The organism is Streptomyces sp. NPDC058246, from assembly GCF_042881985.1.
Lineage (GTDB): Bacteria > Actinomycetota > Actinomycetes > Streptomycetales > Streptomycetaceae > Streptomyces.
On sequence record NZ_JBHVWZ010000028.1, the window covers coordinates 41,577 to 59,955 of the forward strand.

Here is an 18,379-nt window from a genome sequence, read left to right on the forward strand (position 1 = left end):
CAGGAGGAAACACGTGGCTCAACTACTGAGAGTCCAGAACTTCAACGTCTCAAGTGACGGCATCGGTGCCGGTGAGGACCAGACCTTCGAGAATCCGTTCGGCCTCGCCGTCGATCCCGCGAAGCTGTTCGCGTGGGCTGGCGCCACGGCTAGCTGGCCCATGCGCACGGACCCCGGGGGCAGCCGTGGCCTCGACGACTACTTGACGCGGGACTACGCACGCAACATCGGCGCCGAGATCATGGGCCGCAACAAGTTCGGGCCCCAGCGCGGTCCCTGGGAGAACCATGAGTGGTGCGGCTGGTGGGGTGACGAGCCCCCGTTCCGCACTCCGGTGTTCGTCATGACCCACCACAAGCGTCCTTCGTTCACGCTCTCCGACACCACGTTCCACTTCGTCGCCGGCGATCCGGCCACGGTCCTTGAGCAGGCACGGGAGGCGGCTCAGGGCAAGGATGTCCGACTCGGCGGCGGGGTCACCACCATCCGGCAGTTCCTCGACGCCGACCTCGTCGACACCATGCATGTGGCGGTCTCACCGGTGAAGCTCGGATCCGGACTGCGGCTCTGGGACTCCCCCGATGAGTTGCTCGACCGGTTCCACCTTGAGGTCGTGCCCAGCCCGAGCGGCGTGACGCACCACCTGTTCTGGCGAAAGTGACACGAGGACTCCGCGACGTGCCCTCTTTGGAGCATCGATCCAGCCCTTGGCCGGATCCAGGACCGTGTCCCTCGGCGCCGGAGGATGCGACCGCGCCGCGCAAGCAGAGGCACACCGCCCGCCGGATCCATCAGCGTCTGGCTCAGGAGTACGGCTTCGACCAGGCGTCGTATACTCCACGGTCTGCGACTACGTCCTGGCCAGACGCCCGCAGACGAAGCAGAGGTAGAAGCAGAGGTACTGGAGGGCCGTCGGCACCTGGCCGGCATGGTCCCGCAGGTCCATCGCATGAGCCCGACCGACACCACGGCCCAGGTTCCTCCGCCCCGCCGGGAGATGGGGCCGGAGGAGGTCGTGGACACGGCCATCGACGAAGCCTGCCGGGCCCTGCACCTGCCGACGATCCGCCGTCGGATCCAGGAGATGGCCGCCGACGCCATGCGCCAGCGGTCCAGCTACAAGGACTTCCTCGCCCACCTGCTGGAAGCCGAGTGCGCCGAACGCGAGGAACGGCGCAAGCAGCGGCTGGTCAGGGACGCCAACTTCCCCTGACCCAAGCGGCTGGAAGACCTGCCTCCGGGCCACCCCGGTCAGGCGTTGATCGGCCCGGCCTCCTCGTGCAGGACCCGGCCCTCACGCCCGTCGAGAGCGGCGAGTACCTCGGCGCAGACGGCGAGCGCCGTCTCGGCCGGTGTGCGGGCGCCCAGGTCGAGGCCGATCGGGCCATGGATGCGCCCGATGTGTGCCTCGTCGAGACCGGACTCGGCGAGGGCTTGAGCGCGACGGGCCTGGGTACGCCGTGAACCCAGCGCGCCGACATAGGCGATGCCGGTGGTCAGCGCGGTGTGCAGAGCGGGGATGTCGACGTCCGGTTCATGGCTGAGCACGATCAGGCAGGCGGCGGCCGGACGGTCGGCGAGCAGCTTGACGGCGTCCTGGGCGGCGGGCGCCACAGTGGCCTGCGAGCCCAGCAGGTGGGCCTGTGCGACGAGGAGCTCGGCGAGTTCGCCCCCTCCGGCGATGACCAGGTGGGGTACGGCCGGGAAGGACTCGATGAGGACGAGTCCGTCGTCCGTGAAGCGGGTGTCGCGGCCGGCCCGACGGCGGCCGAGCAGTTCCCGGGCACGTTCGACGGCCTGGCCGGGCCCCTCCGCACCGACGCCGTCCTGCTGCTCCGGTGTCGCGACGATGCTGACGGCGTGTGTCCGGCCCTCGTCCAGCCGGGTGACCAATGCCGCGTCGGCTCCCTCTCCCAGCAGGGCCCACCAACGGGCGGGAATCGTATCGAGCGGTTGCAGCAGGAGCTCGGCCTGCCCACCGCAGGTCAGGCCCGCCTGCTTCACCTCGTCGTTGTGGACGGACACATCGCAGACGCGCGCCGTGTGCCCCGCGGTCAGGGCAGCGGCTTGCGCGGCGAGGTGCTCGTCGAACACTCCGCGGTACAGGGTGCCGTGGCAGTTGCCGTCCTCGTCGATCAGGACCGCGTCGGCGGGGTGCCGGGGGCCGAAGCCCTGCTCGGTGATGGGGCGGGCGAGTACGCCCGTACGGCCCTGGGCCGCCCACTGCCGTGCCGTGTCCGCCAGATCGCGCATGATCGCGGCCCTCCTCGTTCCGGGCGTCGGCGCCGGGAATCCGCCTGGAGGCGAGGGCACCGTGACCGGAATTCTAGTGAGGAGCGGCTCGCACACACACCGAGCCCGGCCTCGGCCGCACCGCGCGTGAGCGCCTGGGATGCACGGGGGAGGTAGCCGTGACCAGGACGCAACCGGAAGATGGGACCCTCCGCGTGGCAAGCGACCGACCCCGCCAGGAGCGGGAGTGCGACGGACCGCACTTGCCGACTTCCTGGCGCTGTCCGCCGACAGATCAGCTACGCGGCAGATCAGTTACGCGGTCCGCTGAGCGGGCGACCATGGCAATGGCAGATGTGCCCACGCTGTACGTCTGGAGCACGGAGGACACCGCGTTCGGCCCGGCGGCCGCAAGGGAGACCGAGCAGTGGGTCAACGGGCCGTACAGGTTCGAGGCTCTCCAGGGCGTCAGCCACTGGATCCCCGAGGAGGCACCCGAGACGCTGAGCCACCTGCTGCTCGAACATCTGCGAGCGCACGGCGAGTACGGAACCACACCGAGCAGCCCGTCTGTCGACTTTCGGGGCGACGGTACGCGGAGCACGGACTGAGCGGACGCGCCGGGTACTTCGCCTTCCGGAGCGCCGCCTGTCGGTCGAGCATCCCGTCGCTTCCCGAGCTGCGAGCGCGAGTTCGATGCTTGCCGGGGCGTCCGGCGCCCGGACGCGTGCGGCACACACGCGAGGGGCCCGGAGAATCCGCACAAGAGCGCCACACAGACTGCACACAGGCTTTCGAAAGCCTCGTTAGCGTTGCTGGCTGCTCGATTCCACGTGCGAATGTGACCAGGCCCGGCGGGGCGACGGCATGTCAACTCAGGAAGACCGCAAATGGACTACTGCTCCTCGTGTCGCCGGCATCTCAATGGCGCCCTGGTGTGTCCCGGGTGCGGTGCCTACGCTCCGGACATCGCACCGGCCACCGCCGACGGCGGCATCGTCCCGGCCTGGGCCGGCATGGAGACGACAGGCACGGCGACGACGGGCACAGTGACGACGGGCACGGCGGTGAACGCGTCGGTGCCGTGGGAGTACACGGTCTCGGACACGTGGCACGACGGCCGTCTTCGTGACGAGGCAGCGGTCGCGGTCGGCCTGGAGGAGGCCCCGCAGGACGACCCGTACGGCGACCTCGAGGGCGCGACGCCCGCACCGCAAGGACGGGCCGCGCGGCGTCGCCAGCTGGCCCGCTGGAAGAAGAACCAGCGCCGGGCCGTGGTCGCGACTGCCGTCGCGCTCGTCGGAGGCGGCCTGACCGTCGCCGCGATGGACCGGCACTCCGCCGACGGAGCACAGGCGGCCACAGCGCCGGACGTCGCGACCATGGGCACCGCAGACGAACAGCCCGCTGAGCAGCCCCGCCCGTCGTCGACACAACCCACAACTCCCGTGTCTTCGCACACTTCCCCCGCGCAGTCGCTCACGACCGACCTTCCGCGCCGGCAGTCCGCCGCTGCCCAGCCCCGCGTCGCGTCGCCGAGCGCTCGGCCGTTCGCCGCCGCCTCCCCTCATCCGACGGCGACGTCGGCGGCCCCACTGCCTCGGACCGCCTCCCCGTCCTCCGTCGGGACGGTGCCCGACCGCACCAGTACGGCGGCGAAGGAGACGTCCGCGCCCGCCGGCACCGGTGGCACGGCCTCGGGAGCACCCCAGGCGAACCCCGCGCCGACGGCGACTTCGCCTGCGCATATCTGCCTGCTCGTGGTGTGCCTCGGTTGATCGCGCCGTGCCGCACCACCAGCGTGCCTGGGCTGCGCCGAAGCCGCATAGCAGCGTGGATCCCCAGATGCATGGCGATGGCGGCGAGTACGAGGGCGCCTGCGGGGACGTCCGATGACAGCGCCAGGGGAAAGAGCAGTTCGACGGCGAGGGTGTAACCGCTCATCAGCGCACACAGGGTGCGGTGTCGAGCGACCCACCAGGCGACCGGGGCTTCGCGCCAGAGATGGTTGTCCACGAGGTAGGCGCGGAGCGGTTCGCCGGTCGCCCAGCGCAGTCCGGTGTTGCGCAGCTTCGCGAGCCCGGCGGCGCGCGAGGCGGTCATCGAGCGGATGATCAACTCGTTCCCGGCGGGTACGGGCTGACGGACGGCAAGGTGACAGTTCGGGGCCCTAGGACTCCAGGGCCCACGCCGTCGTCCCGAGGGTGTTCTCCGGGCCGATGTCGAGGGGCTCCCGCGGGCGTACGTTGACGGCGTCGCTCACCTCGTCCGGCGCGACGCGCAGGTAGGTGCCGTGCTCGGCTGCCATCCGCCAGTACAGGGTCGCGTGCGCGGTCTCGCCGGGACGGAGCTTGAACGGTTCGGGACGAGGACTGTCGGGCGCCATGAACACCTTGCCCGTCCCCTCGGCGGTGTGTACGCCGGTGAGCGGGGCGCCGGTCTCGTCGAGGACGCGGACGGTGGGATAGCCGTTCATCTCCCGTGTCCGCTTGCCGCAGTTGGTCAGGGTGAGCGTCATGGCGCGCAGCCCCATGGCCCCGTCGACCGAGCCGGTGCCGACGCGCAGGCCGGACGGCGGGCAGCCGTGCTCCCGCTGGACCGCTACGGCCGGTGAGGGCTCGGGGCTCGTCGGCGCGGGTGGCGGTACGGCGCGGGTCTTCGTCGGGGTGGGCCTGCGTTCCGGATTGCGCTCGCGGTCCAGTTCGGCGGAGAGCCCGCAGCCGCCGGCGGTCAGCGCCAACAGGCAGACGAGGGCGGCGGTACGGGTCCACCTCGGGCGTATCGCGATCACGGCCCGATGATGGCACGGGGGCTCGGCGGAATCCGTCACTCCGCGTACGACGACGAGGAGCCCACACGCCGTCACCGGGCCCGACTTGAGCGAGGCAGCGAGAGCGAGGCAACGGGAGCAAGGCAGCGAGAGCAAGGCAGCGGAAGCGAGGCAACGGGAGCAAGGCCGCGAGAGCAAGGCAGCAGGAGCAAGGCACCGGAAGCGAGCCGTCCGGACGAGACGGATCGCGGTGTCCGCCTCCGGCCGGCTGAGTGGCCGGTGACATCGGGGGCGGCCGCGAAGGTCGCCGCGAGGTCGCCGCGCGGCGGTCCACAGCCCGTCAACAGTGAGCCACTGTCACCACGCGGGCACGGAGCGAGTTGGCCCTTCCGCCCCACAGGGACTCATGTGAGACTGGCGTCCCGTCCGCAGTGCGGACCCCCTCCGCCCCGTCCCCCACGAGAAGTGCGCCTTGCGTTCTCTTCCTCTGCCGCTCGCCCTCACCGCGCGCCTGCTGCCGGTCGCCGTACTCGCCTCGGCGGGCTGGGCTCTGACGTCCGGTCCGTTCGCCGCGACCCCCACCGCCGAGCACAAACCGACACAAAAGACGACGGACACGCCATCCGCACCGTCGACCTCCGCCGCCACCAAGACGTACGCCACCTCGCCCGCACCCTGCACCGGTGTGGCGGAGAAGACGGTCAAGTCGCTGGTCCCGGGCGCCAAGACGGCCGGTCAGGAGATCGCGTCGACCGACAAGTCCGTGCGCCGCACCTGCTCCTGGAACGCGCTGAAGGGCTTCGACTACCGCTGGCTCGACGTCTCGTACGAGATCAAGGACACGGACGCGGCGGCGCAGAAGTCGTACAAGGAACGCATCGCGGACAAGAGTGGCGGAGGGGCGGTTCCCGGACTCGGCGACGAGGGCTACTCCGTCGTGAACCTCACCACGGAGAACAAGCAGCAGACCCGCGAGGGGGTGGTGATCGTCCGCGCGTCCAACGCGCTGGTCGTCATCACGTACAACGGCAGCGACTTCGAGACGAAGAAGGCGCCCGGCACGGACGAGATCAACAAGGGTGCCATCAAGGCCGCCAAGGACGCGGTGGCCGCGCTGGCGGACGGCCAGAAGAGCTGACCGTCCTCCCAGCTCCTTCAGATGTCAGGCGGCCGCCTTCCCGCGGCCCCGCGACAACGTCAACACCACGTACAGGACCATCGACGTACCGAGCCCGACCGCCCATCCGTAGTCGGCCAGCGATTCGAGGGCCGGAATGGGCCGTCCGTCGATCAGCGGATGGAAGTCCGCGCCGCCGATGGCCAGGACGCCGCCGGTGACGAAGGCGACGACGGCCCGCCAGTTCCAGCCGCCGTCGTACCAGTAGCGGCCGCCCGTGCGGTACAGGTCGGCCAGGTCGAGCTTGGTGCGGCGCAGGATCCAGTAGTCGGCGATGAGGATGCCCGCGACCGTGCCGAGCAGACCGCCGACCAGCCCGAGCCAGGTGAAGATGTAACCCTGCGGGTCGGAGTACAGCTTCCAGGGGAAGATCAGCACGCCGAGGACGCAGGTGGCGAGCGCGCCCGTACGGAAATTGATCTTCCGGGGTGCGATGTTGGAGAAGTCGAAGGCAGGCGAGACAAGGTTGGCCGCGATGTTCACGGACAGGGTCGCGACCAGCACGGTGACCAGCGCGTAGAGGAGGCCGAAGACGTTGTCGGTCTTGGCGGCCAGCTGGACCGGATCCCAGATCGCCTTGCCGTACACGGCCTGCGAGCCGGATGTGACCATCACGGACAGGAACGCGAACAGCGTCATCGTGGTGGGCAGACCGAGCGCCTGGCCCCAGGTCTGCGCCTTCTGGCTCTTGCCGTAGCGGGTGAAGTCGGGGATGTTCAGCGACAGTGTGGACCAGAAGCCGATCATGCCCATGAGCGAGGGCCAGAACAGCTTCCAGAAGTCGCCGCCCCAGCCCAGCTTGGAGGGCTGGTCGAGCAGCGGCCCAAACCCGCCCGCCTTGCTGCTCATCCACCACAGCATCACGCCCGCGCCGACGAGCACGAAGGGCGCGGCCCAGTTCTCGAAGCGGCGGATCGTCTCCATGCCCCGGTAGATGATGGCGACCTGGAGCACCCAGAAGATCGCGAAGGACAGCCACATGGTCCACGCGTAGCCGCCGACCTCGGAGGCGTTCGCCCAGCCGTCGCCGAAGAGCTTCCCGGCGAGGAAGTAGATCGCCTCACCGCCGATCCAGGTCTGGATGCCGAACCAGCCGCAGGCCACCAACGCCCGCACCACAGCAGGCAGGTTGGCGCCCCGGACGCCGAAGGAGGCGCGGGCGAAGACCGGGAAGGGTATGCCGTACTTGGGTCCCGCGTGCCCGGTGAGCAGCATCGGGACCAGCACGATCAGGTTGGCCAGCGCGATGGTGAAGACGGCCTGCTTCCAGTCCATGCCGACGGCTATCAGACCGGAGGCGAGGGTCCAGGAGGCGGTGTTGTGGGCCATGCCGACCCAGAGCGCCGAGAAGTTGTACGTGGTCCAGGTGCGCTTCTCCACCGGGACCGGCAGCAGGTCCTCGTTGGCGTAGGGGCCGCTCGGCGCGGGCGCGCCGGGGGCGATCTCCACCCGGCCGTCGGGAAGCGTGACCTGGGCGGCGGGCGGGCTGTCCGTGGGGACGGTCTCGGTCATGGGCAGGCCAATCAAGTGAGGAGTGACGGGAAAGGCCGTGCGGGCTTCTGGGGGGTACGCGGGGAGCGTCCTGGCCCCCTTCCCGGAACGCTGGGAAGGGGAGAACGGGGAGAGGGCCTCAAGGGGCCTTTCAGCAAGGTTGCTTACGGTGTGTCACTGAGCGTTGACGGCCGGGATGACCTTCGCGCCGTAGGCGTCGATGGTGGCTTCCTGCGCGTCGTGCATGTCGTACAGCGCGAACTGGTCGACCCCGAGCGCACGCAGCTTGTTCAGCTTCTCGGTGTGCTGCTCGGCCGTGCCGATCAGGCAGAACCGGTCGACGATCTCGTCGGGCACGAACTTGGTGTCGGGGTTGCCGCTGCGCCCGTGGTGGGAGTAGTCGTACCCCTCTCGGGCCTTGATGTAGTCGGTGAGCTCCTCGGGGACGGCGGCGGAGTGCTCGCCGTACTTGGTGACGAGGTCGGCGACGTGGTTGCCGACCATGCCGCCGAACCAACGGCACTGCTCGCGCGCGTGGGCGAGCGCCTCGGCCGAGTCGTCCTCGGTGACGTACGCGGGCGCGGCGACGCAGATCTTCACCTCGGAGGGGTCACGGCCCGCCTCGACCGCCGCGTCCTTCACGGCCTTGACCATGTACTCGGTCAGATAGAGGTCGGCGAGCTGGAGGATGAAGCCGTCGGCCTCCTCGCCGGTCATCTTCAGCGCCTTCGGGCCGTACGCGGCCATCCACACCGGGAGTTCGGCGCCGGGCTTGACCCAGGGGAACTTGATGACGGTGCCGCCGAGGTCGGCCTCGTCGCCGCGTCCGAGGGCCCGGATCACCTTCATCGCCTCGCTGATGCGGGCGAGGGTGTTGGGCTTGCGCCCGGCGACGCGCATCGCCGAGTCGCCGCGCCCGATGCCGCAGACCGTGCGGTTGCCGTACATGTCGTTGAGGGTCGCGAAGGTGGAGGCGGTGACCTCCCAGGTGCGGGTGCCCGGGTTGGTGACCATCGGCCCGACCGTCAACTTCTCGGTGTTCGCGAGGATCTGACTGTAGATCACAAAGGGTTCCTGCCACAGCACGGCCGAGTCGAAGGTCCAGCCGTACGTGAAGCCGTTGCCCTCGGCCCGCTTCATCAGGTCGATGACGCGGGAGGCCGGGGGGTCGGTCTGCAGGACGAGTCCGAAGTCCATGGCGCCACTCCTAGTCGCTCAGAGAAGGTACTGACAGGTGGAGCGGGGGGTGTAGACGCCGTGACCCGCGCGTCCGGTGAACTCCCGCTCGGTGATGACCGGTTCGCCGCGCGAGAGCACGGTCTCGACCTGCCCGGTGACGCGCTTGCCCTCGTACGCCGAGTAGTCGACGTTCATGTGGTGCGTCTCGACCGACATGACCTGCTCGGCGTGCGGGTCGTAGATGACGATGTCGGCGTCGGCGCCCGGCGCGATGGTGCCCTTCTTCGGGTACAGGCCGAACATCCGGGCCGGGGTGGCGCAGGCGATCTCGATCCAGCGGCGGCGCGAGATGTGTCCGTCGACGACGGCCTGGTGGAGCAGGTCCATGCGGTTCTCGACGCCGGGGAGGCCGTTGGGGATCTTCGAGAAGTCGCCCCGGCCGAGCTCCTTCTGGCCCACGAAGCAGAAGGGGCAGTGGTCCGTCGAGACCACCTGCAGGTCGTTGGTGCGCAGGCCGCGCCACAGGGCGGCCTGGTGCTCCTTGGGGCGAAGGGGCGTGCTGCACACGTACTTCGAGCCCTCGAAGTCCGGTTCCGCGAGGTTGTCGGTCGACAGGAACAGGTACTGCGGGCAGGTCTCGCCGAAGACGTTCAGGCCCTCGTCGCGCGCCCGTGTCAGCTCGGCCACCGCCTCCTGCGCCGAGACGTGCACGACGTACAGCGGAGCCCCGGCGACCTGGGCGAGCTTGATGGCGCGGTGTGTCGCCTCGGCCTCCAGCAGGGCCTTGCGCACCTCCCCGTGGAAGCGCGGGTCGGTCTCGCCCCGGGCCAGCGCCTGCTCGACCAGCACGTCGATCGCGATGCCGTTCTCGGCGTGCATCATGATCAGCCCGCCGTTCTCGGCGGAGCGCTGCATGGCGCGCAGGATCTGGCCGTCGTCGCTGTAGAAGACACCGGGGTAGGCCATGAACTGTTTGAAGGAGGTGACGCCCTCCTCCACCAGCAGGTCCATCTCCTTGAGCGTCTCCTGGTTCACATCGGAGACGATCATGTGGAAGGCGTAGTCGATGGCGCACTGGCCGTCGGCCTTGGCGTTCCAGGCGTCGAGGCCCTCGCGCAGCGAGTGGCCGACGCTCTGCACCGCGAAGTCGACGATGGTGGTGGTGCCGCCCCAGGCGGCGGCCCGGGTGCCCGTCTCGAAGGTGTCGGAGGCGAAGGTGCCACCGAACGGCAGCTCCATGTGGGTGTGGGCGTCGACGCCGCCCGGGATGACGTACTTGCCGGTGGCGTCGATGGTCTTCTCGGCCGTCCACGACTCGGCCGCCGGGGTGCCGGTCGCGGCGAGGGCGACGATCCGGCCGTCCTCGATCAGGACGTCGGCATGGATCTCGTCGGACGCGGTGATGACGAGGCCATTACGGATGACGGTACGGCTGCTCATGCTCCCTCTCTCCTGCCGTGCGCTGAGAACTGCGGGTCACTCGTGGCTGGTCGCGCCCGCGCGGCGGAGCCGCGCAAAGGCACAGCCCGCGCCCCTTCGGGGGCGCGGGAACCCCGGCGGACTCCAGGGCGCCGCCGGGCTACGGCGCGGTCAGCGGCTCGTACGCGTCGGGGCGGCGGTCCCGGTAGAACTGCCAGCGGTCGCGCACCTCGCGCAGCTTGGCCATGTCGAGGTCGCGGACGACGAGTTCGGTCTCCTTGTCGCTGGCCACCTCCCCGACGAACTGGGCCTCCGGGTCGACGAAGTAGGACGTTCCGTAGAAGTCGTTGGGTCCCAGCTCCTCCACGCCCACGCGGTTGATCGCGCCCACGAAGTACTCGTTGGCGACGGCCGCCGCCGGCTGCTCCAGCTGCCAGATGTAGGAGGACAGGCCGCGCGAGGTGGCCGACGGGTTGAAGACGATCTCGGCGCCCGCCAGACCCAGCGCACGCCAGCCCTCCGGGAAGTGCCGGTCGTAGCAGATGTAGACGCCGATCCTGCCGGCAGCGGTGTCGAAGACCGGCCAGTCGGCGTTGCCCGGACGGAAGTAGAACTTCTCCCAGAAGCCCTCGACCTGCGGGATGTGGTGCTTGCGGTACTTGCCGAGGTACGAGCCGTCCGCGTCGATCACGGCGGCCGTGTTGTAGAGGACGCCGGGCTGCTCCTCCTCGTACATCGGCAGGACGAGGACGATGCCCAGTTCCTCGGCCAGCGCCTGGAAGCGCCGCACGATCGGGCCTTCGGGGATCTGCTCGGCGTACGCGTAGAACGCCTTGTCCTGGACCTGGCAGAAGTAGGGTCCGTAGAACAGCTCCTGGAAGCAGAGGACTTGGGCGCCCTGCGCGGCCGCGTCGCGGGCCGCCTGCTCGTGGACCTGAATCATCGATTCCTTGTCGCCGGTCCACGCGGTCTGGAAGACGGCGGCGCGGATCACTCTGCTCATCGGGACCTCCGGTCGCTCGGTGTGCTGGGGCAGACGGCGCTTCCGGCGCCCGCCCCAGGAGCCTAGAAAGCCCGGAGGGCGGCTTTGAGTTGCACGGTGTCACGTCTGCGGACGCGCGGCGTTGCACGGTGTCACCCCTGCGTCGGTCCATGTTTCACCCCCGTTCTCCCACGTCGTCGCATGTGTCATCTCTGTTGCGCGTCGTGCGCCAGTAGCGCGATGTGCACGGACGCCGCCTGCTCGAAGTCGTCGAGGTCGACGCCGAGCCGGGCCTCTATGGCCTCCAGACGCCGGTACAGCGCGGGCCTGCTGACATGGTGGAGCTGTGCGGTGCGCGACTTGTTGCGGCCGGTGGCGAGATACGTCCGCAGCACGGGCAGCAGCTCCGACTCCGCGTCCGCCCCGCACAGCAGCCCGTCCAACTCCCGCTCGGCGAAGGACTGGACGTGCGGATCGTCGCGCAACAGCCGCACCAGGCCGCGCAGATGGACGTCCCGCAGGCGTACGAGCACCGGCTGGTCCTGGTCGGCGGGTGCGTCGGCGGCAGCCTCGGCGACGTGCAGGGCCTCGCGCAGGCCGCCGGGTACGTCGTCCCAGGCGGTACGGGCGGAGGCCGCGGCCACGGTGGTACGGGCGCCGGTCTCGTGCCGCAGTCGTACGGCGAAGTGCGCGGCCAGCGCCTCGGCGTCCTGATCTCGGGCGAGGCTGAGCAGCACGGCGGTGGCTCCGTCAGCCAGCTCGGCGACCAGTCCGGGGAGGCCCAACAGGCGCAGTACACGGTCGAGTTGTGTCGGGACGCCGTCACACACCACCAGCGGCACGAAGGCGCGCCGGTTGACGGGCAGCCCGGCCGCCCGTGCCCGCGGCAGCAGCTGCCGGGCCGGTACGACCCCGCTCACCAGGTCGGTCAGCAGGCTCTGCGCGGACTCCTCCTCCCAGGTGTGCGCGGAGCCGCCGAGCATCCGGTGCAGGACCAGGGCCTCGGCGGCGCGGTCGGCGAGCAGCCGTCCGGTCGCGGCGTCGCCGCGGTACCCGCACAGCACGATCCGGCCCCAGCGCTCTCCGCGTCCGCCGAGCTCGGCGCGGATCCATCCGTCGCCCTCACTGCCGCCCGCCTGCCGGGCGATGCGCTCCCAGTCACGCAGCACGTCGTCCACGGCGGGCCGCTCCCCCGCCGTGGCGAGCACCCGGTGGGCGAGGTTGGTGACGACCACCGGACAGGCGGCGTGCCCGGCGATCTCGTCGAGCATCCGCTGCAAGGGGGCGCCCGAGGTGATGAGCCCGGTGAGCGCGCCGCGCACCGTCTCGGAGAGACTCACGGCCGCGAACTTGCTTCGGACCAGCCGGGACTGCACCTCTTCCGTCAACTCGGCGAACGGGAAGGGCCGGTGGAGCACCACCATGGGCAGCCCGCAGCGATCGGCGGCCCGCCGCATCACGTCCGGCGGGGTGGGGAAGGCCCGGCCGAGTCCGAGGACGACGGCCGCGGCCTCCGCGCGGTGCAGCGAACGGATGTACTCGGCCTGTGCGTCGGGGTCGCCCGCGAGCAACACCCCGGTGGTGAGGACCATTTCACCGCCGGTGAGCATCACGCCCACGTCCGCCGCCTCGGCGACATGCACCCACCGCACGGCCCGGTCGAGATGGCCCGCCCCGGCCACCACCTCGGGCTCTCCGGCGAGCACCCGGTCCAGGGTGAGGACCTGGCGTACCGACAGTGCGGGTTCCGAGGCGGCGGTCATGGCGACGTTCCCTTGCTCAGGCGCTACTGGTCCTAACGGGCACACCTCAGCGCGTGCTCCATGATCGCCGCGCCCTCCTCCGCCTCCGCGACGGTGAGGGAGAGCGGGGGTGCGATGCGCAGCACGCTGGTGTTGTGACCGCCGCCCTTGCCGATCAACAGGCCTTCTTCGCGGGCCGCTTCGAGCACGGCTGCCGCTGTCTGCGGACTGGCTTCGTCCGTGCCGGGCTCGACCAGCTCGACGCCGATCATCAACCCGCGCCCGCGTACCTCTCGTACGCCCGGGAGCGCCACCGCGATCGCCCGGAGCCGCTCGATGAGCAGCCCGCCGACGCGCCGGGCGTTGCCCTGGAGGTCGTGTTCGAGGAGGTACGTGAGGTTCGCCAGGCCCGCCGCCATCGTGACCGGTGAGCCGCCGAAGGTCGAGATGGAGTTGGAGTCCAGGCAGTTCATGATCTCGGCGCGGGCCACGACGCCGCCGATGGACATGCCGTTGCCGATGCCCTTGGCGAAGGTGAGCATGTCGGGCGGGCCGGCGGCGGCGTGCGCCTGCCAGCCCCAGAAGTGTTCGCCGGTACGGCCCCAGCCGGTCTGCACCTCGTCGGCGATCCAGAGGACGCCGTGCTGTTGCAGTACTTCACGGAAGGCGGCGTAGAGGCCGTCGGGCGGCAGCGTGAAGCCACCGACACCCTGGACGGGCTCGGCGATCAGGGCCGCGGGCGGGCGGACGTGGCCCAGCAGGTCCTTCAGGTCCTCGACGCAGGCCGCGATGAACTCGGCGTCGCTGAGATCGGCGTAGGGGCCGCGGCTGCGGACGCCGCCATGGACGTACAGCGTCTGGAGCGGCGAGAGGGAGGTCGGCGACCAGCCCTTGTTGCCGGTGATGCCGACCGCGCTGAACGAGCGGCCGTGGTAGCTGTTGCGCATCGCCAGGATCTGGTTGCTCTGCCGGTAGGCGGTCGCGAGCATCAGGGCGGTGTCGTTGGCCTCGGTGCCGGAGGTGGTGAAGAAGACGCGGGCGTCCGGGATGCCGGACAGCTGGGCGATCCGCTCGGCGAGGTCGACCATCGGGCGGTTGAGGTAGAGCGTGGAGGAGTGGATGATCCGCCCCGCCTGCTCACTCACCGCCTTGGTGACCTCGGGCAGGGCGTGCGCGGTCATCGTGGTGAGGATGCCGCCGAAGAAGTCGAGGTACTTGTTGCCCTTGGCGTCCCAGACGTGGCGGCCCTCGCCGTGGGTGATCTCGAGCGGGTCCTCGTAGTAGAGGGCGAGCCAGTCGGGCAGGACGGCCTTGTGACGCGCGTACAGATCGGTCACGGCTGCACCAGCCCTTCGTACGCGTCGGGACGGCGGTCTCGGTAGAAAGCCCACTGCTGGCGTACTTCCTCGATCACGTCGAAGTCGAGGTCGCGGACAAGGAGTTCCTCGGCCTTGTCGCTCGCCGTCTCCCCCACGAACTGTCCGCGCGGGTCGACGAAGTACGACGTTCCGTAGAAGTCGTTGTCCCCGTACTCCTCTTCTCCCACGCGGTTGATCGCGGCGATGAAGTACTCGTTGGCGACGGCGGCCGCGGGCTGCTCCAGCTGCCAGAGGTAGGCGGAGAGACCACGGGAGGTGGCGGAGGGGTTGTAGACGAGCTGGGCGCCGTTCAGGCCGAGCTGGCGCCAGCCCTCCGGGAAGTGGCGGTCGTAGCAGATGTACACACCGATCTTGCCGACCGCGGTGTCGAAGACGGGCCAGCCGAGGTTGCCCGGCTTGAAGTAGTACTTCTCCCAGAATCCCTTCACCTGCGGGATGTGGTGCTTGCGGTACTTGCCGAGGTAGGTGCCGTCGGCGTCGATCACGGCCGCCGTGTTGAAGTAGAAGCCGGACTGTTCGACCTCGAAGACGGGCACGACGACGACCATGCCGGTCTCGCGGGCGAGCTCCCGCATCCGCGTGACGGTGGGCCCCTCGGGCACGGGTTCCGCCCAGCGGTAGTGCTCGGGCTCCTGGACCTGGCAGAAGTAGGGGGCGTTGAAGACTTCCTGGAATCCGATGACCTTGGCGCCCTGCCGGGCCGCCTCGCGGGCGTGCTCCTCGTGCTTGGCGACCATGGATGCGGTGTCGCCGGTCCAGGTGGCCTGGACCAGAGCGGCACGTACGACGTTGGCCATGAGCTGCTCCTTCGACGGGACGTCAGAGAGCCTCTACGCCCGTAGACAAAGGCTGTAGAGGCTCGAAAGTAAGCCCCCTGGAGAGCCTTGCCAAGACCATCGTCGTTAACCCGCTGAGTCGATCACGTTTCACACCCCTGTGGGTGAGCGACAGGTCCGGTGACCGGACAGGTCACGCGGTGAAGCCGGCCACTCTCAGGGCGTGCAGCAGGTCCCAGTGGCGCTCGTCGGAGACGCCCTGGGCGGCCTCCAGGAGGAGCGGCACGAGCCGCTGCGGGTCGGCTTCCGCGCTGCGGGCGGCCTCCTCCGGAGTGCGTACACGGACGTACGCGCCCAGCAGTGCCCCGATCTCGCGCCTGCGGCCCTCCTCGGCGAGGCCCAGTACGACGGCCCCGATCTCCGGCGCGGGCCGGGCCACGCCCTGGCGCAGCATCTGCTGCCCGTCGGCCGTGCGGCCCGCCGCGACGAGCGCGTCGGCTGCGGCGACCAGCCGGTCGGCGGGGAGTGAGGCAGCCTCCCACAGCAGGGTGGCCCAGTCGGCGTCGAGGCCCGCGCGATGCAGTTCGGCGGCGAGCAGCGGGAAGCGGGCGGCGGGCCAGTACGCGGCCTCGACGAGCAGGGCGTGCGCCTCGCCGCTCCTGCCCTCGCCGCGCAGCCGTGTCAGCGTCTCCACCGTCTCGGCGGTGGCCCGCCGGGCGTCCTCGTCCAGCGGCTCCGCACGCGGCTGTACGGGCGCCTCGGCCGCCCCCGCGAAACGCGCGCCTCGGGGGGTACGGCCGCTCGGCACCGCCGGGGCGGGTGCGGGCGGCGCCACCTCGGGTACGGCGACGGGCGCCGCCTCCGGCTCCAGCATCCCGGCGAAACGGGCACTGCCCCGGGGGCGGCGCTTGGAGCGCTGCTTGGGGGCGGCGGGGGTCGGCTCCGGGTCGGGGGTCGTGGATGGGAACGGGGACGGAGCGGGGGTCTGGGGCTGGTCGTGGTCGGCCCGGCCGTCGGGGGCGTACGCGTCCGGGGCGTAGGAGTCGGAGGCGTAGGAGTCCTGGGTGTGCTCGTCCGAGGCGTACGGATCGGAGGCGTAGGAGTCGGGGGCGTACGCGTCCGAGGCGTAGGCGTCGGGGGTGGGCGCGTCCGGGGCGTACGGATCCGAGGCGTAGAAGTCCGGGGTCTGCGCATCCGGGGCGTACGGGTCGGAGCGGGGGGTCGCCGGTCGATCCGGGGCGTACGGATCGGAGCGGGGGGTCGCCGGTCGATCCGCGGGCGCCGGGGGCTCGTAGGGGAAGCGCGACGCGGTCTGCTTGCCCGGCGCATGCACCCCGCCCTCGGGCTCCCGCACCCGGAACACGTCCCCGGCCGGGCCGGCCGGGAAGCTGAGGGTGTCCTGCGCGTGGGTGCGCAGGGCTCGGCGGTCGAGCTCGGCCATACGGTGGCGGAGCTCGGTGCAGCGGGCGGTGGCGCGTTCGTGGTCGTCGTGGGCCCAGGCGAGGTCGAGCCGGAACGACTCGGCCTCCTCCTGGGAGCCGGCCGAGTGGAGCAGCCGGCCGAGTTCGGCCTGGCGCTCGGCGGCGTAGCGCTGTTCGCGGAGCATCACGTCGAGGCGGTCTCCGAGGGCGTCCCGGCCACCGGGCCGGGCGTCGTACGCGGCGAGCGAGGCGCCGTGCAGCCGGCGGGCCCGCTGGGTCTCCTGGACGGTGGCGCGGTCGCCGTACTCGGCGGCGAGGTCCTGGAGGAGGGCCTCCACGACGTCCCAGGGCGGGACTTCCCAGCCGTCCAGGCAGGCCCGCATGCCGTCGGGGTCGCGCTGCCAGAACACTCCGCACCAGCCGCCGCCCCGATCGAGCCGTTCCATCAGCCCGTTCAGGTACCTCGCGAACTCCCGCACCTGACCCGGGAGTTGTTCTACAGCCATCACATGACTCCCCGCCCGACTGGAGTGCTCCGATCCGGAAGAAAACACCAGCCGTGTTACGGAACGGCTACAGGGAGTTTTCGGACCGGGCGCAGAGCGCTCCGGGATGGATGAACCCGTGTGCGGCCCGCCGGGTCGCAGTTGGCACGAGACCCTACTCGCCTCTCCCGCCGGGCGGTTGGGCACTGCCCGCATCCGGCCACGAGACGGCTTCGCTTCAGCCCCCGCCGTCCTCACACCTCACGCCGCTCGCTCCAGCGCGCAGCGCAGCACGATGTCGTCCATCGACAGCCCGAGCGCCCGGGCCAGGGCCGCCACCGTGAAGAAGGCGGGAGTGGGCGCCCGGCCGGTCTCGATCTTGCGCAGCGTCTCGGCGGAGATCCCGGCGACCGCCGCGATCTCCGTCATGCTGCGGCCACCGCGGGCGTCGCGCAGCAACTGCCCGAGCCGCTCCCCGCGTTCGCGCTCTTCGGGGGTCAGGGGGGTGCGTACCATCCCCCCATTCTAATACCGGTATAGTAATTGGCATGGTGGAACTGAAGACGGACACATCGATCGACGAGATGTACGCGGCGGGCCAGGTCGTGGGCCGGGCCCTGACGGCGGTGCGGGAAGTGGGCGACGTCGGCGTCTCGCTCCTGGAGCTGGACGAGGTGGCGCATCAGGTCCTGCGGGACGCCGGCGCACGCTCCCCCTTCCTCGGCTACCGCCCCTCCTTCGCGCCGACGCCGTTCCCCGCGGTCCTCTGCGTCTCCGTGAACGACGCGATCGTGCACGGCATCCCGAACGGCTACCGGCTGCGCGACGGCGACCTGGTCTCCGCCGACTTCGGCGCCGAACTGGGCGGCTGGGTGGGCGACTCGGCGATCAGCTTCGTCGTCGGCAAGCCGCGCGCCGCCGACCTCCGCCTGATCGAGACCGCCGAGCGCGCCCTCGCGGCGGGCATCGAGGCAGCCGTCGTCGGCAACCGCATCGGCGACATCGCGCACGCCGTCGGCACGGTGTGCCGCGCGGCGGGGTACGGGATCCCGGACGGCTTCGGCGGCCACGGCGTGGGCCGCCGCATGCACGAGGACCCGGGCGTCCCGAACGAGGGGAGCCCGGGCCGCGGCCTCCCCCTCCGCCACGGCATGGTCCTCGCCATCGAGCCCATGCTCATCGGCGGCGGCACCGACGGCTACCACGCGGACCCCGACGGCTGGACCCTCCGCACCGACGACGGCTCCCGCGCCGCCCACACCGAACACACGGTGGCGATCACGTCGGCCGGGCCTCGCATCCTGACGGCACGCTGAGCCGCCGGAG

17 protein-coding genes are annotated in these 18,379 nt (G+C 70.7%); 6 read left to right on the forward strand and 11 right to left on the reverse strand.

Features of this window, described 5'->3' with window-relative positions:
* Positions 1 to 13: 13 nt before the first annotated feature.
* Together ACFVXA_RS31160 and ACFVXA_RS31165 are read left to right on the forward strand one after the other, a co-directional pair.
* Positions 14 to 661 (forward strand): dihydrofolate reductase family protein, encoded by a 648-nt coding sequence (locus tag ACFVXA_RS31160; protein ID WP_383743532.1) that lies wholly within the window; start codon positions 14 to 16, stop codon positions 659 to 661.
* Positions 662 to 949: 288 nt separating this feature from the next.
* Positions 950 to 1,213, forward strand: a complete 264-nt coding sequence (locus ACFVXA_RS31165; protein ID WP_390027873.1) for an ATP-binding protein — start codon at positions 950 to 952, stop codon at positions 1,211 to 1,213.
* 38 nt (positions 1,214 to 1,251) lie between these two features.
* Here ACFVXA_RS31165 and ACFVXA_RS31170 read toward each other — a convergent pair whose 3' ends face one another.
* Entirely contained in the window at positions 1,252 to 2,253 is a 1,002-nt protein-coding gene (locus ACFVXA_RS31170) for an XdhC family protein (RefSeq protein WP_390027875.1), read from the reverse strand.
* Between the two features lie 320 nt (positions 2,254 to 2,573).
* Between ACFVXA_RS31170 and ACFVXA_RS31175 the strand changes: the two genes are divergently transcribed.
* Positions 2,574 to 2,843: an alpha/beta fold hydrolase gene (locus tag ACFVXA_RS31175; protein ID WP_390027878.1), complete on the forward strand. Its 270-nt coding sequence runs from the start codon at positions 2,574 to 2,576 to the stop codon at positions 2,841 to 2,843.
* Positions 2,844 to 3,122: 279 nt separating this feature from the next.
* Entirely contained in the window at positions 3,123 to 4,010 is an 888-nt protein-coding gene (locus ACFVXA_RS31180; protein WP_389935735.1) for a hypothetical protein, read from the forward strand.
* 392 nt (positions 4,011 to 4,402) lie between these two features.
* Here ACFVXA_RS31180 and ACFVXA_RS31185 read toward each other — a convergent pair whose 3' ends face one another.
* Positions 4,403 to 5,023 (reverse strand): DUF4232 domain-containing protein, encoded by a 621-nt coding sequence (locus ACFVXA_RS31185; protein ID WP_390027881.1) that lies wholly within the window; start codon positions 5,021 to 5,023, stop codon positions 4,403 to 4,405.
* A gap of 451 nt (positions 5,024 to 5,474) precedes the next feature.
* Here ACFVXA_RS31185 and ACFVXA_RS31190 point away from each other — a divergent pair, with 451 nt between their 5' ends.
* Entirely contained in the window at positions 5,475 to 6,140 is a 666-nt protein-coding gene (locus ACFVXA_RS31190; protein WP_362024933.1) for a hypothetical protein, read from the forward strand.
* 24 nt (positions 6,141 to 6,164) lie between these two features.
* Here the strand turns inward: ACFVXA_RS31190 and ACFVXA_RS31195 are convergent, their stop codons facing one another.
* From ACFVXA_RS31195 to ACFVXA_RS31235, 9 genes are all read right to left on the reverse strand, one after another.
* Entirely contained in the window at positions 6,165 to 7,691 is a 1,527-nt protein-coding gene (locus ACFVXA_RS31195; RefSeq protein WP_362024930.1) for an NCS1 family nucleobase:cation symporter-1, read from the reverse strand.
* A 153-nt stretch (positions 7,692 to 7,844) separates the two neighbouring features.
* Positions 7,845 to 8,867, reverse strand: coding sequence for a TIGR03842 family LLM class F420-dependent oxidoreductase (locus ACFVXA_RS31200; RefSeq protein WP_384021989.1), 1,023 nt, complete (start codon positions 8,865 to 8,867; stop codon positions 7,845 to 7,847).
* Positions 8,868 to 8,885: 18 nt separating this feature from the next.
* Positions 8,886 to 10,289, reverse strand: a complete 1,404-nt coding sequence (gene hydA / locus ACFVXA_RS31205) for a dihydropyrimidinase (RefSeq protein WP_362024924.1) — start codon at positions 10,287 to 10,289, stop codon at positions 8,886 to 8,888.
* 139 nt (positions 10,290 to 10,428) lie between these two features.
* Positions 10,429 to 11,271 carry a nitrilase-related carbon-nitrogen hydrolase gene (locus ACFVXA_RS31210; protein ID WP_362024921.1) on the reverse strand — a complete coding sequence of 281 codons (843 nt, stop codon included), beginning with the start codon at positions 11,269 to 11,271 and terminating at the stop codon, positions 10,429 to 10,431.
* Between the two features lie 185 nt (positions 11,272 to 11,456).
* Positions 11,457 to 13,013, reverse strand: coding sequence for a PucR family transcriptional regulator (locus tag ACFVXA_RS31215; protein WP_383743504.1), 1,557 nt, complete (start codon positions 13,011 to 13,013; stop codon positions 11,457 to 11,459).
* A gap of 32 nt (positions 13,014 to 13,045) precedes the next feature.
* On the reverse strand, positions 13,046 to 14,329 hold the full coding sequence (locus tag ACFVXA_RS31220) for an aspartate aminotransferase family protein (protein WP_362024915.1): 1,284 nt from the start codon (positions 14,327 to 14,329) through the stop codon (positions 13,046 to 13,048).
* On the reverse strand, positions 14,326 to 15,168 hold the full coding sequence (locus tag ACFVXA_RS31225; protein WP_383743500.1) for a nitrilase-related carbon-nitrogen hydrolase: 843 nt from the start codon (positions 15,166 to 15,168) through the stop codon (positions 14,326 to 14,328). Before ACFVXA_RS31225 ends, ACFVXA_RS31220 begins: the two co-directional genes overlap by 4 nt.
* 172 nt (positions 15,169 to 15,340) lie before the next feature.
* Complete coding sequence (locus tag ACFVXA_RS31230; RefSeq protein ID WP_390027883.1) at positions 15,341 to 17,074, reverse strand: hypothetical protein; 1,734 nt, start codon at positions 17,072 to 17,074, stop codon at positions 15,341 to 15,343.
* Positions 17,075 to 17,314: 240 nt separating this feature from the next.
* Positions 17,315 to 17,569 carry a helix-turn-helix transcriptional regulator gene (locus ACFVXA_RS31235; RefSeq protein WP_362024907.1) on the reverse strand — a complete coding sequence of 85 codons (255 nt, stop codon included), beginning with the start codon at positions 17,567 to 17,569 and terminating at the stop codon, positions 17,315 to 17,317.
* Between the two features lie 32 nt (positions 17,570 to 17,601).
* Between ACFVXA_RS31235 and map the strand changes: the two genes are divergently transcribed.
* Positions 17,602 to 18,369: a type I methionyl aminopeptidase gene (map, locus tag ACFVXA_RS31240; RefSeq protein WP_390027886.1), complete on the forward strand. Its 768-nt coding sequence runs from the start codon at positions 17,602 to 17,604 to the stop codon at positions 18,367 to 18,369.
* The last annotated feature ends 10 nt before the right edge of the window (positions 18,370 to 18,379 follow it).